The sequence below is a fragment of the Acinetobacter sp. RW6 genome (assembly GCF_041956835.1).
In the GTDB taxonomy this organism is placed as follows: Bacteria; Pseudomonadota; Gammaproteobacteria; order Pseudomonadales; family Moraxellaceae; genus Acinetobacter; species Acinetobacter calcoaceticus.
Window position 1 is genome coordinate 3,296,374 of record NZ_CP167121.1, and the last position, 13,985, is coordinate 3,310,358.

Annotated in this window: 12 protein-coding genes; 2 read left to right on the forward strand and 10 right to left on the reverse strand. The window is 43.1% G+C overall.

Going from position 1 to position 13,985, the window contains the following annotated elements:
- Nucleotides 1-3: 3 nt before the first annotated feature.
- The 5 genes from ACB088_RS15615 to ACB088_RS15635 all read right to left on the reverse strand — a co-directional run bounded on the left by ACB088_RS15615 (nucleotide 4) and on the right by ACB088_RS15635 (nucleotide 6,084).
- A complete protein-coding gene (locus tag ACB088_RS15615; protein WP_003655631.1) occupies nucleotides 4-777 on the reverse strand; it encodes an enoyl-CoA hydratase in 774 nt (257 codons plus the stop codon).
- 21 nt (nucleotides 778-798) lie between these two features.
- On the reverse strand, nucleotides 799-1,926 hold the full coding sequence (locus tag ACB088_RS15620; RefSeq protein WP_017391545.1) for an acyl-CoA dehydrogenase family protein: 1,128 nt from the start codon (nucleotides 1,924-1,926) through the stop codon (nucleotides 799-801).
- Nucleotides 1,927-1,937: 11 nt separating this feature from the next.
- On the reverse strand, nucleotides 1,938-3,587 hold the full coding sequence (locus ACB088_RS15625; RefSeq protein WP_375037391.1) for an AMP-binding protein: 1,650 nt from the start codon (nucleotides 3,585-3,587) through the stop codon (nucleotides 1,938-1,940).
- Nucleotides 3,588-3,664: 77 nt separating this feature from the next.
- Nucleotides 3,665-4,555 (reverse strand): 3-hydroxyisobutyrate dehydrogenase, encoded by an 891-nt coding sequence (gene mmsB, locus ACB088_RS15630; RefSeq protein ID WP_309953442.1) that lies wholly within the window; start codon nucleotides 4,553-4,555, stop codon nucleotides 3,665-3,667.
- Between the two features lie 11 nt (nucleotides 4,556-4,566).
- Nucleotides 4,567-6,084, reverse strand: coding sequence for a CoA-acylating methylmalonate-semialdehyde dehydrogenase (locus ACB088_RS15635; protein ID WP_375037392.1), 1,518 nt, complete (start codon nucleotides 6,082-6,084; stop codon nucleotides 4,567-4,569).
- Between the two features lie 166 nt (nucleotides 6,085-6,250).
- On the opposite strand from ACB088_RS15635, the gene ACB088_RS15640 reads away from it, so the two are divergent.
- Nucleotides 6,251-7,132, forward strand: coding sequence for a LysR family transcriptional regulator (locus ACB088_RS15640; RefSeq protein WP_004640467.1), 882 nt, complete (start codon nucleotides 6,251-6,253; stop codon nucleotides 7,130-7,132).
- 57 nt (nucleotides 7,133-7,189) lie between these two features.
- On the opposite strand, the gene ACB088_RS15645 is transcribed toward ACB088_RS15640, so the two are convergent.
- The 5 genes from ACB088_RS15645 to ACB088_RS15665 all read right to left on the reverse strand — a co-directional run bounded on the left by ACB088_RS15645 (nucleotide 7,190) and on the right by ACB088_RS15665 (nucleotide 13,355).
- Nucleotides 7,190-8,623, reverse strand: a complete 1,434-nt coding sequence (locus ACB088_RS15645; RefSeq protein ID WP_347019104.1) for an amino acid permease — start codon at nucleotides 8,621-8,623, stop codon at nucleotides 7,190-7,192.
- Between the two features lie 370 nt (nucleotides 8,624-8,993).
- Nucleotides 8,994-10,433 carry an amino acid permease gene (locus ACB088_RS15650; RefSeq protein ID WP_375037393.1) on the reverse strand — a complete coding sequence of 480 codons (1,440 nt, stop codon included), beginning with the start codon at nucleotides 10,431-10,433 and terminating at the stop codon, nucleotides 8,994-8,996.
- Nucleotides 10,434-10,595: 162 nt separating this feature from the next.
- Complete coding sequence (locus ACB088_RS15655; RefSeq protein WP_003655648.1) at nucleotides 10,596-10,955, reverse strand: RidA family protein; 360 nt, start codon at nucleotides 10,953-10,955, stop codon at nucleotides 10,596-10,598.
- Nucleotides 10,956-10,965: 10 nt separating this feature from the next.
- Complete coding sequence (gene alr / locus ACB088_RS15660) at nucleotides 10,966-12,069, reverse strand: alanine racemase (protein WP_375037394.1); 1,104 nt, start codon at nucleotides 12,067-12,069, stop codon at nucleotides 10,966-10,968.
- A gap of 20 nt (nucleotides 12,070-12,089) precedes the next feature.
- Nucleotides 12,090-13,355, reverse strand: coding sequence for a D-amino acid dehydrogenase (locus tag ACB088_RS15665; protein WP_209735219.1), 1,266 nt, complete (start codon nucleotides 13,353-13,355; stop codon nucleotides 12,090-12,092).
- A 136-nt stretch (nucleotides 13,356-13,491) separates the two neighbouring features.
- Between ACB088_RS15665 and ACB088_RS15670 the strand changes: the two genes are divergently transcribed.
- The gene (locus tag ACB088_RS15670; RefSeq protein ID WP_003655656.1) at nucleotides 13,492-13,959 is read left to right on the forward strand and encodes an Lrp/AsnC ligand binding domain-containing protein; all 468 of its coding nucleotides are present in this window, start codon (nucleotides 13,492-13,494) and stop codon (nucleotides 13,957-13,959) included.
- Nucleotides 13,960-13,985 lie beyond the last annotated feature (26 nt).

Consider the following 13,985-nt stretch of genomic DNA (forward strand, 5'->3'; position numbering starts at 1 on the left):
CTCTTATTGATTTTTAAAATTTGGCTGACGTTTTTCAACGAAAGCCTGCATTCCTTCTTTTTGGTCAGATGTCGCAAAAATTGAATGGAACATACGTCGCTCAAAACGTAAACCTTCAGTGAGATTCACTTCATAAGCTCGGTTAATGGTTTCTTTGAGCATCATGTTTGCAGTTAAAGATCGTGCTGCAATTTTTTCTGCGGCTTGCAGGGTTTGTTCAAGTAATTCTTCTTTACTAAAAACACGTGCAACCAGCCCACTTTGCTCTGCCTCTACTGCGCCCATTTGTCGCGCGGTAAAGCACATTTCCATTGCTTTGGCTTTACCAATCGCATGAGTTAAGCGCTGTGTACCACCAATACCCGGAATTACGCCTAAAGTAACTTCGGGTAAGCCAAACTTGGCGTTATCGGCACAATAGATAAAATCACACATGAGTGCCAATTCACAGCCGCCGCCCAACGCATAACCACTGACTGCTGCAATTAAAGGTTTACGGCGCTGTGCGATACGATCTGCAAGATGAAAAAAGTCATCAAAATAAATATCTGGAAATGCCAAATCAGCCATTTCTTTAATGTCTGCACCAGCGGCAAAAGCTTTTTCTGAGCCCGCTAATACCATACAGCCAATTTCACGATCTTTTTCGAGCTGATCTAATGCCTGATTAATCTCACTAATTAATTCACTATTTAAGGCATTGAGCGCTTGAGGGCGATTTAATGTAATCAGTCCAACCCCATTACGCTTTTCTAATAAAATACTTTGCCACTGCATGATTTATTCCTTGTGCTGGTTTTATAGACTACGTGCGATCACTAAACGTTGAATATCACTCGTACCTTCGTAAATTTGGCAAATACGAGCATCACGATAAATGCGTTCAATCGGGAAGTCTTTGAGATAGCCATAGCCACCAAACACCTGTAAGGCGCTCGAACACACACGCTCCGTCATTTCCGAAGCAAATAGCTTGGCCATTGAGGCTTCATTTAGACACGGTTGGCCTGCTTCTTTTAAACGTGCAGCGTAGTGAACCAGTTGTCTGGCAGCTTCAATTTCGGTTGCCATGCTAGCAAGGCGAAAAGCGATAGCTTGATGCTCAAAAATCGGTTTGCCAAAAGTAATACGTTCTTTAGCATAGCGCGTTGCTTCTTCGAGTGCTGCACGTGCCAAACCTACTGCCTGTGCAGCAATACCGATACGACCACCCTCTAAATTGGCAAGTGCAATTTTTAAACCTTCGCCTTCTTTACCCAGCATAAGGCTCTTGTGAATGCGTACATCTGTCAGAGCAATCTGGCACGTATCGGATGCATGCAAGCCTAGTTTTTCTTCAACACGAATCACTTCATAGCCTGGTGTCTCGCGTGGGACTAAAAAGGCACTAATCCCTTTTTTACCCGCGCTCGGGTCGGTTACTGCAAACACAATAATCACGCCAGCATTGTTGCCAGAGGTAATAAACTGCTTGGCTCCATTTAAAATGTAATCATCGCCATCTTTAACCGCACGAGTTTTAAGTGCTGCTGCATCTGACCCAGTATGTGGTTCAGTTAGGGCAAAAGCACCGATCATTTCACCTTGCGCTAAAGGTTTTAAAAACCGCTCTTTTTGCTCATCGGTACCAAATTTCAAAATAGGCACACAGCCGACCGAGTTATGTACACTCATAATGGTCGAAGTTGCGCCATCGGCTGCAGCGACTTCTTCGAGTGCCAATACATAGGCTAAATTGCCCGTGTCTGAACCACCCCATTGTTCTGAAACAAGCATGCCCATAAAACCAAGTTGCCCCATTTGAGCCAAGGTTTCCTTTGGGAATGTCCCATCTCGATCCCAATCACTGGCATTGGGCTTGATTTGTTCTTGGGCGAAACTTTTCGCCATATCACGAATGAGTAATTGTTCTTCGGTAAATTGCATTGTTATTTCCTTTACCCTGCTTTAGCTTGTTGTTTAGCAATTTCTTGATTACGCAATAAAAAGCGCTGAATTTTGCCACTTGGAGTTTTAGGCAATTCACTCACAAATTCAACTAAACGTGGGTACGCATGTGCAGAAAGTCGTCTTTTAACAAATTGGCTGAGTTGTTCAGCAAGTGCATCTGAAGGTTGAGCGTCCGCAGCTAAAATCACGAATGCTTTAACGACTTCGGTACGATCTGGGTCAGGCACACCAATCACTGCTGCTTCAATGACAGCATCATGTTCGAGTAAGGCACTTTCCACATCAAAAGGTCCAATGCGATAACCCGATGTGGTGATTACATCATCACTGCGCCCTACAAAGCTCATACTGCCATCGGCATGTAACTCGGCAGTGTCGCCTGTTAAATAGTAATGACCCACAAAAGGCGATTTTCGGCTTTCTTTATAGCCACCGAACCACATCATTGGAGACTGGCTAATATCTACAGCTAAAATTCCCGGTGTGTCTGGCGGAAGTTCTTCACCTTGTTCATTGACAATCGCAACACGGTAGCCCGGACTTGGGAAACCTGCTGAACCGGCATGAATTTCATGTTTTAAACCATGATGATTACACACCACCATACCCACTTCGGTTTGTCCGTAATGGTCATAAATCGGAGCATCAAGCACTTGTTTAAACCAGCGAATCACTTCTGGGTTAAGCGGCTCACCTGCACTGCTAACGACACGGAATAGTCCTTTTAACGGCGCCATTTGTGCTGGATCAGCTGCCATCATCATACGGTAGGCCGTCGGTGCACCTGCTAAATTGTTAATTTTATAATCTTTCACAATTTGACATAGGCTATCTGTGCTGAAACCACCTTCATAAAACAAAGTAGCGTGGCCCAAAAATAACGGCCCAGTAATCGCATAGTACAGACCATAAGCCCAACCCGGATCGGCAATATTCCAAAACGAATCTTCTTCGGTTAAACCAATGGCGTCTTGCATATATCGCCCAAAAGCAATGAGTGCTTTTAATGGTACTTCCAATGGTTTGGCTGGCCCTGTAGTCCCTGAAGTAAACATCAATAAAAATGGATCTTGAATGTTACGCATGACCAGATCACATTGATCGGACTGCTGATTCACTTCATTCCAAAAGTTAAAATCATCTGCTTTGAGCGGAGTACCTTGTACATCGGCAACCGTTACAATTGGAGGGCAATTCTCAATTTCATCAAGCTTGCTGCGGTTACCCACATCGGTCACCACCAACTTGCTTTGTGCAAGCTGAATACGGTGCTCAATCGCCTTTGGGCCAAACGCAGTAAATAGTGGCTGGTAAACAGCGCCAATTCGCCAAGCTGCAAAAATAGTCACGATCAGTTCAGGTGTTCTTGGTAATAAACCTGAAATACGGTCGCCTGCTTTCACACCTTGTGATTTTAAAAAGTTGGCAAATTGACTCGACCATTCTTTTAGTTCACGGAAGGTGTATTGCTCTTTTCGGCCGTCTTTTCCTTGCCAATACAGCGCAATTTTGTCGCCATCTGCGTGTCTATCACAGCATTCATAACAAGCATTTAAGGCATCAAGTGAACCTGATAACATTTTTTTTGCAGTACTTTCCAAATCGAAAGTCTGTGCAGCATTTTGATAATCCATCATATCTTTTCCCTCAGTCCGGATTTGTTGTTATTCACGACAGGGTTTAATTGAGTTAAAGCCATCCTTTGGCTTTGCCGTTATGCCTCTTGTGGCAGGTATTGCTGAATAATGCTCGAAAAATCGAGATTAGCATTACCACGCATGCACATTTGCTGATAGAGCTGCTGCACCATACCACCGAGTAAAATTGGCTGTTTAACCTGGCCTGCGGCCTCGACAGCAAGACCTAAATCTTTCAGCATGAGCTGTGTGGCGAAACCATCTTGATAACCGCGAGATGCAGGTGCATTTTCATTAATATGTGGCCATGGGTTGCACACATCCGAACTCCAGCAACGACCACTTGAGCTATTAATGACGCCTGCCAATGCTTGCGGGTCAATGCCTAGCTTCACACCAAGTGCCATACCTTCGGCAACGGCAGCCATTGAAATACCCAAGATGAGGTTATTGCAGATTTTGGCAATTTGCCCTGCACCGACCTCACCACAATGAACAATATTTTTGCCCATGTGGCTGAGCACAGGTTTCACTTCGTTAAAGGTTTGCTCATCGGCACCCACCATAAAGGTTAGGGTCCCCGCTTGAGCACCAATGGTCCCACCAGAGACTGGCGCATCACAGATTTTAATATTTTTGCTATGTGCAACAGCAGCAATATCTTTAATGGTTTGCGGATCAATAGTACTGCTATCAATGCATAAGCTACCTGCTTTTAGCACTTCCAAGACACCATTTTCACCTAAGTAAACTTCTTTAACATGTTTTGCAGCAGGTAACATGCTAATGACCACATCTGCTTGTTTCGCGGCTGCCTGTGGGCTGTCACATACCACGCCACCCGCCTCGGCGAAGTGCTGAATAGCAACTTCACTGAGGTCATAACCATAAACTTTGATTCCGGCTTTAAGTAGGTTATGGGCCATTCTGCCGCCCATATTTCCTAGACCGATAAAGGCGATATTCATCCGTGATCCCCTTAACGTAAACTAATGGTTGTGTTTACTGCACCAACCTCATGGCTGTCTTCAAACCAGCGACTGGTAATGGTTTTGGTTTGGGTGTAGAACTGTACAGCCTGTTTGCCATATGGTCCCAAATCACCAAGTTTTGAGCCTCTTGAACCCGTAAAACTAAAGAAAGGCACTGGCACAGGAATTGGAATATTGATACCCACTTGACCAATATCAATGAGGTTTTGGAAAGTACGCGCAATCGCACCGCTTTGCGTAAATAAGCCGACACCGTTACCAAATGGGTTGGCATTGATTAAAGCAATCGCTTCCTCAAGTGTGTCTACGCAAATAATTGAAAGTACAGGTCCAAAGACTTCTTCTTTATAAATACGCATGTCGGTATTTACGCCACTAAAAATCGTCGCGCCTACAAAGTTGCCTGATTCATAGCCTTGAACTTGAACATCGCGACCATCGAGCAGCAACTCTGCACCTTGCTCAACTCCACTATTAATTAAATCAAGCACACGCGCTTTGGCACGTTTTGAAATGACAGGGCCAATATCGGTATTAGGCTCATGCCCTGCATTCACTTTTAATGTTTTCGCTTTTTCAACTAACTCTTGAATCCACTGTTTACTTTCACCCACCATGACTGCAACCGACAATGCCATACAGCGTTGCCCAGCAGCACCAAATGCTGCGCCCACCAAGGCATTTAAGGTCTGTTCTTTATTGGCATCTGGCATGACAGCCACATGGTTTTTTGCACCCATCATCGACTGCACACGTTTGCCATGTTGCCCAGCAAGGTTATAAACATGCGTTCCAACCGCAGTTGAGCCAACAAATGAAATGGCTTTAATGTCTTTATGCATACATAGACGATCAACAACTTCTTTACCACCATGCACAACGTTGAGCACACCTGCTGGAATACCTGCTTGAATCGCAAGTTCAACCAGCATCATGGTCGATAACGGGTCTTGTTCTGATGGTTTTAAAACGAAGGTGTTGCCACAAACGATTGCCATTGGGAACATCCACAACGGAATCATGGCTGGAAAGTTAAACGGCGTAATGCCGGCACACACCCCCAAAGGTTGCTGCAAGGTATACGTGTCTACACCACGTGCCACACCCTCGACATATTCACCCATTTGTAAGGTGCCGATTGAACAAGCATGTTCAACCACTTCTAAACCACGTTGAATATCACCTTCAGCATCTGCCAAGGTTTTGCCTTGTTCAGCCGTCAGTACTTGCGCAATGTCCTTCATGTTCGCACGAATCAAATCTTGCAGTTTAAGCATGATGCGCATACGTGCTTGAATTGGGGTTTGGCGCCAAGACGCGAAAGCATCTTGTGCAGCTTGAATAGCAGCATCGACTTCTTGAACCGTTGCAAATGGCACACGACCAATCACTTCCTGAGTTGCAGGGTTAACAATGTCTTGCCATTCCTGTGTTTTAGATTCGATAAAGTTTCCGTTAATGAGTAACTTAGCGGTTTCCAATTCGATTTTTTGGATTGTGTTCATAACCTCTCCGTAGGCCATATTTTTATTGTGTTCAATTATTAGAAAATACTTTTTGATCGTATTTTCTTTATTTCAGTTTCAATTGAGACTAACAAAGAAATCTTTGACCACCAACGGAAATTCATGCACGATTGATGTGCAAATATGCACAGGGATTACAATAAAAATGAAAGTGGATTGGGATCATCTACATTTTTTTCTGGTTTTAGCACGCACTAAAACCCTAACTAATGCTGCGCGTATTATTGGGGTAGAGCATAGTACGGTGGCTAGACGGATTCAGGCGCTAGAACTTGCTTTAGGTACAACGCTCTTTAAGCGTGAAGCGACTGGTTATGAACTGACACTCGAAGGTATGGCACTTGTTCCTCGAGTTGAACAAATGGAACAAGCTTTCTTACAAATTGAAAAACCACATCAACCTTTACAAGGCCGTGTGCGAATTGGCACACCTGAAGGCTTTGGTACCGCATTTTTAGCCCGCTTACTGGCTGAGTTCTCCATCCAGTATCCACTGCTTACCATCGACCTGATTCCAGTGCCGAAAATGATTAAGCTCTCACACCGTGAAGCAGATATTGTGGTGTCAATTGACCGCCCCACTTCTGGGCCATATATCATTACGCGCTTGTCTGACTATTGTTTAAAGATTTATGGTAGCCAAAACTATCTAGCTCAGAATCCACCTATTCGTGGTTTAGAAGATTTAACCCAACATCGCTTTGTGAATTATATTGATGATCTGGTCTATAGCCCCGAGCTGTACTGTTTAGAACGATTGCCCTTAAAGCTTAATGCCAACTTCCGTAGTAGCAGTATTTTGGCCCAACAAATTGCAGTAAGTGCTGGTGCAGGGCTTGCAATTTTGCCCAAGTTTTTGGCCGATGATAAACCTGAACTTGACGTCGTTTTAGAACAACAAGTTCGCTTTACCCATACCTTCTGGATGCTGACTTTTGTTGATTTACAACATGAACCGCGCATCAAATTAGTTTGGGATTATCTACGTAAGCAAGCCGATAAATATCAACATTTATTGGTTGATTAAAGAGTCTAAATAAAAAAGCCAATCATGATTGATTGGCTTTTTTGAAATTATTAATCATTAATCAAAAGTTTCTTGGCCTAGATTTTTCATGCGCGGTTTATAAAACACATGATAGCTAACGCCTAAAACAACTAGCCATAATGGACTAACATATACCGCTTTTAATGTATCTGGCTCTAGTGCCAAAATCACTAAAGTGAACAAGAAAAATGCAATGACAACATACGCCATCAACACCCCGCCCGGCATTTTAAAGGTCGATTTAGCATGTAACTCTGGACTCAACTTACGGTAACGTAAATAGCACGCCATGATCAGAAGCCATACGCTAATAAAGAGAATCACACAGAGTGAGCTTGCCAAAGTAAATGCTTCCATGGTGTTTGGAACAAAGTACTGCAACACTGCCCCACCCATAATGAAAATACATGAGAAGATTAAACCATTTGAAGGTACAGCACGTTTTGATAAACGCCCCAATGCACTTGGCGCCTGACCATCTTTCGATAAACCGAACAGCATACGACTGGTTGAAAACACACCGCTGTTCATAGAGGACATCACCGAAGACAGCACAACTAAGTTCATAATGATGGCAGAAACTGGAATACCTGCATTTAAAAACAACTCAACAAACGGGCTTTTATCTGCGCGAATGTGATCCCATGGTGTCACTGACATCACGACAAAGAGTGCTAACACATAGAATAAAATAATACGAATTGGAATCGCGTTAATCGCTTTCGGTAGATTTTTCTCTGGATCTTTCGTTTCAGCAGCCGTTGTACCAATCAGTTCAACGCCAATAAAGGCAAACACGGCAATCTGGAAACCTGCCAAAAATCCGCTTACGCCTTTTGGAAATATGCCGCCATGCGACCACACATTACTTACACTCACAACCTCGCCATGTGGAGCTTGAAAATGAGTGAGGATCATGTAACCACCGACTCCAACCAGGCCAATAATGGCCAAGATCTTAATGAGTGCGAACCAGAATTCAACTTCACCAAACAACTTCACCGTAAGAAGGTTAAGGCCTAAAATGAATAGTACACAGCCTGCACTAATCATGGCCTGTTGCATTGGTGAGAAACTGGCGCCTTCGGGCAGCCAGAAACTTAAATAGTTAATGACGGCAGAAAGATCGGCTATACCCACTAACACCCAGCCTAACCAATAGGTCCAGCCTATATAGTAGCCAGCCCATGGGCCGATTAAGTCATATGCCATATCAACAAAAGATTTGTAATGTAAGTTGGCAAGCAGTAGTTCGCCCAATGCACGCATCAGAAAAAAGAACATGCCACCAATTAACATGTAAATCACAAGAATTGAAGGACCAGCGAGGGAGATGGTTTTGCCCGAGCCCATAAATAAGCCGGTTCCAATTGCACCGCCAATTGCAATCATTTGTAGATGGCGATTATTTAATTTCCGTTGTAAATGATCAGGGGAGCTTGCCTCATCTGAATGATGAACCATTGTCATATTAGAAGTCCTTTTTATATTTTGCTTAACTTAAATCAGCAACCTATAGGGAGAAAAACGAACCGTATATCGTGGGTTGCTGAGTCTATACCTCAGGACAAGATGTTCAAGTATATTTTTCCTTAATTGATAAATCGTTTGTCCTGTTTTTTTTAAGTCACATTATTTATGTAATGCCTTCACGGCAATTTTAATTAACATATCTGGATTCTCCAGATTAGCCGGAGTGTAGCATGCGATAATGCTATATGTACTTTTCCAATACCCTCAAAATCGCACCATCGACTCAAAAATAAACAATATTATTCCGATAAAAAATCGAAAGAAAATAAAAAAAGCCAATCATGATTGATTGGCTTTTTATTAAAACTTAATGATCGTTGACGAGTTCACGTCCTAGCTTTTTCATGCGAGGTTTATACAGTACATGATAGGTGACGCCTAAAATAACCAACCATACTGGACTGACATATAGTGCTTTTAAAGTATCTGGCTCTAATGCCAAGATCACCAAAGTGAAAAGCATAAATGCCAGAACTATATAGCTCATCCAAATACCGCCCGGCATTTTAAAAGTTGATTTTTCATGTAACTCTGGACGTAATTTACGATAGCGTAAATAGCACACCATGATAAGACTCCACACACTGATGAATAGAATCACACAGAGTGAACTTGCCAAGGTAAATGCTTCCATGGTGTTTGGAACAAAGTACTGCAACACCGCTCCGCCCATAATGAAAATACAAGAGAAAATCAAACCATTTGAAGGTACTGCACGTTTTGATAAACGACCAAATGCACCCGGTGCCTGACCATCTTTTGATAAACCGAACAGCATACGACTGGTTGAAAACACACCGCTGTTCATTGAAGACATCACCGAAGATAGCACCACCAAGTTCATGATGATGGCAGAAACCGGAATACCCGCATTTAAGAATAACTCAACAAACGGGCTTTTATCTGCGCGAATGTGATCCCATGGTGTTACTGACATCACAATAAAGAGCGCTAATACATAGAACAAAATAATACGTATCGGAATCGCGTTAATTGCTTTTGGTAAATTCTTCTCTGGATCTTTCGTTTCAGCAGCCGTTGTACCTACAAGTTCAACCCCGACAAAAGCAAACACGGCAATCTGGAATCCGGCCAAGAAGCCTTCAGTGCCTTTCGGGAATAAACCACCATGCGACCAAACATTACTGATGCTTGCTACAGCACCTTGAGGAGCTTGGAAATGGCTGAAAATCATGTAACCACCCACTCCAATCAGGCCAATAATGGCCAAGATCTTAATGAGTGCAAACCAGAATTCAATTTCACCAAATAAACGTACTGTCAGAAGATTAAGTCCCATCACAAACAATACACAGCCTGCGCTAATCATGGCTTGCTGAGTTGGAGAAAAGCTCGCGCCATCGGGCAGCCAGAAACCTAAATAGTTGATTACCGCTGAAAGGTCCGCAATACCCACCAGCACCCAACCTAACCAATAGGTCCAGCCCAAATAATAACCCGCCCATGGACCAATCAAGTCATGAGCCATATCGACAAAAGATTTGTAATGCAGATTTGCAAGGAGCAACTCGCCCATTGCACGCATCAAGAAAAAGAACATTCCTCCAATAATCATATAGATCAAAAGAATTGAAGGACCTGCGAGGGAGATGGTTTTACCCGAGCCCATAAATAGACCGGTTCCAATTGCACCGCCAATTGCAATCAGTTGTAAATGACGGTTAGACAGTTTTCGTTGCAGATGATCAGGAGAATTTTCTGTATCTGAATGACGAGCCGTTGTCATATTAAAATTCCTTTTTGAATTCCTTTGTTAAGATCAGCAACCTATGGCGAAAATCGAACCGTATACCATAGGTCACTGAATCTGTTCACCAAAAAATGACTGGTTAAACCGTATCTATCTTCCTTCTGTTAGATACATCATCATTTTTGGAGTAAAAACGAATTACTTTTGTGCTGCCGTCACGGCAATTTCAATGAGCCAATCTGGATTGACCAAATCGGCCTGAATTGTGGCACGCGATGGAGCAACACACCCTTTTAACCAATCAACCCAAATTGCATTTACGGTTGAAAAGTCAGAAAGATTTTTTAAATAGAGCTGCGCAGAGAGCAAGCGAGATTTATCAGTATCGGCAAGCGCCAAAAGTTCATCAATCGTTGCAAGAATTTCACGAGTTTGGCCTGCCACGTCTTGCTCGGTATTTTTAGGTACCTGACCTGACAGATAAACTACTTTGTTAAAAACAGTCACGGCGCTCATGACTTCATTGGTTTTGATCTTTTGTATATCTGAATTGGACATTCGGATTTCCTTATACCTGATTAATAAATTGAACACGGGCGGTGACGGCACACATCAGTTCATACCCCACCGTACCGGATGAAACTGCAACATCATCAATAGGCAAAATAACGCCTGTACTTGATTGCCCCCAGAGCACTACTTCGCTGCCGACTTTGGCATTTTCAATACCCGTTAAATCGACTGCCAACATATCCATGCTGACGCGACCGACTGTACGAGTGCGAACAGAGTCCACTAAAACTGGAGTACCTGTCGGTGAAATACGCTGATAACCATCGGCATAGCCACAAGCTACAATCCCAATCGTCATGGGCTGCTCTGCGACAAAGTTTGAGCCATAACCTACGCTTTCATTCGCATCTACATGCTGAACGGAAATAATTTCACTACGTAAACTCATGGTCGGTTGTAGACCCCAATCGACAATATTATGCGTTGGATAGTCTGGTGAGCTGCCATAGAGCATGATGCCGCTACGTGCATAATCTGATTTGAGCTGGTCTTGATAGCGCAGAATTGCCGCACTATTACTTACCGATCTTTCACCCGGTAAATCTTTAATAATTTCTTCAAATGCAGAGATTTGATAATCAATACCTTGCTGACCAAAACGATCGCCATCTGCATCTGAAAAATGCATCATGTGCGTAATCTTGGAGACGTTTGCAAAGTTATTTAAACGTTCCCATGCCTGAACATAGTGCTGTGGTTTAAAACCAAGACGGTTCATGCCACTGTTCATTTTTAGGCAAACATCAAATTGTGCCGGATAAGGATGCTTTTGAACCCACTCAATTTGCGCTTCACTATGAATAGTGAAACTGAGTTGATACTGCACACAATCAAATAAATCTTGTGGAGAGAAAATCCCTTCGAGCAACAAAATTGGACCTGTCCAACCTAGAGCACGAATTCGTTTTGCTTCATCAAGATCAAGTAAGGCAAAGCCATCTGCTGCTTTAAATGCTTCATAGACACGTTCAATTCCATGTCCATAAGCATTGGCTTTTACAACGGCAAAGACCTTACTGTTTGGCATAGCCTTGCGTACCACTGCCAAGTTGTTTTGTAAGGCTTGACGGTGGATGACTGCGGTAATAGGACGAGGCATGATTTATTTCCTAAAGTCCGTTACGCAGCATGCGCATGAGAATAGCGCTGAATTGAAAGACCATCAGTACTGATTTCAGTCTTATGATTCAAGACGATGTCGCTGATTAATTTTCCTGAACCACATGCCATTGTCCAACCTAAAGTACCGTGACCTGTATTCAAGAACAGATTTTTAAAGCGAGTCGCACCAATAATTGGGGTACTGTCAGGTGTCATTGGACGTAAACCAGTCCAGAAAGATGCCTGTGCCATATCACCGCCCGGGAACAAGTCCTGAGTCACCATTTGCAAGGTTGCACGGCGGTCGTCGTTAAGACCTAAATTGAAACCACTTAACTCAGCCATTCCACCTACACGAATACGTTGGTCAAAACGGGTAATCGCAATTTTGTAAGTTTCATCAAGCACGGTAGATTGTGGAGCAAAAGCTGGATCAACAATTGGAATCGTCAACGAGTAACCTTTCACAGGATATACAGGTAACTGTAAATCGAGTGGTTTCAAGAAATCACGTGAATAACTACCAAACGCTAAAACATAACGATCTGCGGTTAAAACTTTACCATTGACCTGAACGCCCTTAATTTCATCGCCTTCAACAATCAATTTTTCTACGTTCTGGTTGAACTGGAAGTTAACACCCAACTCTTTGGCAATTTGAGCTAAAGCATTAGTAAATAAATAACAGTCGCCTGTCTCGTCATTTGGTAAATGCAAACCGCCAACCAGTTTATCTTGCGTATTTGCCAAAGCAGGCTCTACACGACCAAGCTCATTGCCATTTAATAATTCGTAACTTACGCCACACTCTTGTAGCACGCTAATGTCGCGTTGAACCGCTTCCATTTGCGCTTCTTTACGGAATAACTGCAAAGTGCCTTTCGCACGGTTTTCGTAATTAATACCTGTATCTTTTCTGAGTTCACGTAAACAGTCACGGCTGTATTCAGCCACACGCATCATACGTTCTTTGTTAACAGCATAACTTTGTGGATTACAGTTCTTCAGCATTTGTGCCATCCACTGTAACTGCCACATACTGCCATCTAAATTAATAGCAAGCGGTGCGTGGTGTTGGAACATCCACTTCACAGCTTTAAAAGGAATTCCTGGTGCTGCCCAAGGGGTTGAATAACCTGGCGAAATTTGACCTGCATTACCAAAACTTGTTTCTTCAGCAGGACCTGACTGTCGATCAAGAACAGTGACCTCAGCTCCTTGTTGAGCTAGATAATAGGCACTTGCCACTCCGATAACGCCGCTACCTAATACAATTACGCGCATTTCTATTCCCTCACGCACACCAGTTTATTTCACTAGTATATTTCCGCCTCAATAGTTTATTTCACTGTTTTTAAGGCTATAATCTAGGTAAATTTATGTTTTTATCACAAGAATTTTAAAAAAAGAGGAAATATCTATGCGCCCCCTAGATCGTATAGATCGCATGATTCTGGATATTTTGCAGCGTGAAGGACGAATTGCGATTAGTGAGTTGGCATCGAGAGTCAACCTGTCGACCACCCCCTGTTCAGAGCGTGTCAAACGACTTGAACGCGATGGCATCATCATGGGTTACTTCGCACGACTAAACCCAGCCTATGTGGACCGCAACTTGCTCGTCTTTTTAGAAATTAAGTTATCTGCCAAATCAGGCGATGTATTTGATCAGGTTGCCAGAGACTTAGTCGAGATTCCTGAAGTACTCGAATGTCACCTCATTTCAGGTGAGTTTGACTATCTTGTAAAAGCTCGCTTAAAGGAAATGAGCGCCTACCGCCGCTTATTAGGAGATCTGTTAAAGAAACTCCCCGCTTCGGCATCTTCACATAGTTATGTGGTCATGGAAGAAGTCAAAGAAACTCTATATCTAGATGTGAGTAAGTAAAGCGAAGCCCGATTGAACTCGCTTTA

Excerpts from the sequence above, each read along its gene's own strand:
- alr (WP_375037394.1), bottom strand. The coding sequence starts at position 12,069 with ATGCCTCGTCCTATTACCGCAGTCATCCACCGTCAAGCCTTACAAAAC.
- ACB088_RS15665 (WP_209735219.1), bottom strand. The coding sequence starts at position 13,355 with ATGCGCGTAATTGTATTAGGTAGCGGCGTTATCGGAGTGGCAAGTGCC.
- ACB088_RS15635 (WP_375037392.1), bottom strand. The coding sequence starts at position 6,084 with ATGAACACAATCCAAAAAATCGAATTGGAAACCGCTAAGTTACTCATT.
- ACB088_RS15620 (WP_017391545.1), bottom strand. The coding sequence starts at position 1,926 with ATGCAATTTACCGAAGAACAATTACTCATTCGTGATATGGCGAAAAGT.
- ACB088_RS15655 (WP_003655648.1), bottom strand. The coding sequence starts at position 10,955 with ATGTCCAATTCAGATATACAAAAGATCAAAACCAATGAAGTCATGAGC.
- ACB088_RS15670 (WP_003655656.1), top strand. The coding sequence starts at position 13,492 with ATGCGCCCCCTAGATCGTATAGATCGCATGATTCTGGATATTTTGCAG.
- mmsB (WP_309953442.1), bottom strand. The coding sequence starts at position 4,555 with ATGAATATCGCCTTTATCGGTCTAGGAAATATGGGCGGCAGAATGGCC.
- ACB088_RS15615 (WP_003655631.1), bottom strand. The coding sequence starts at position 777 with ATGCAGTGGCAAAGTATTTTATTAGAAAAGCGTAATGGGGTTGGACTG.
- ACB088_RS15645 (WP_347019104.1), bottom strand. The coding sequence starts at position 8,623 with ATGACAATGGTTCATCATTCAGATGAGGCAAGCTCCCCTGATCATTTA.
- ACB088_RS15650 (WP_375037393.1), bottom strand. The coding sequence starts at position 10,433 with ATGACAACGGCTCGTCATTCAGATACAGAAAATTCTCCTGATCATCTG.
- ACB088_RS15640 (WP_004640467.1), top strand. The coding sequence starts at position 6,251 with ATGAAAGTGGATTGGGATCATCTACATTTTTTTCTGGTTTTAGCACGC.
- ACB088_RS15625 (WP_375037391.1), bottom strand. The coding sequence starts at position 3,587 with ATGATGGATTATCAAAATGCTGCACAGACTTTCGATTTGGAAAGTACT.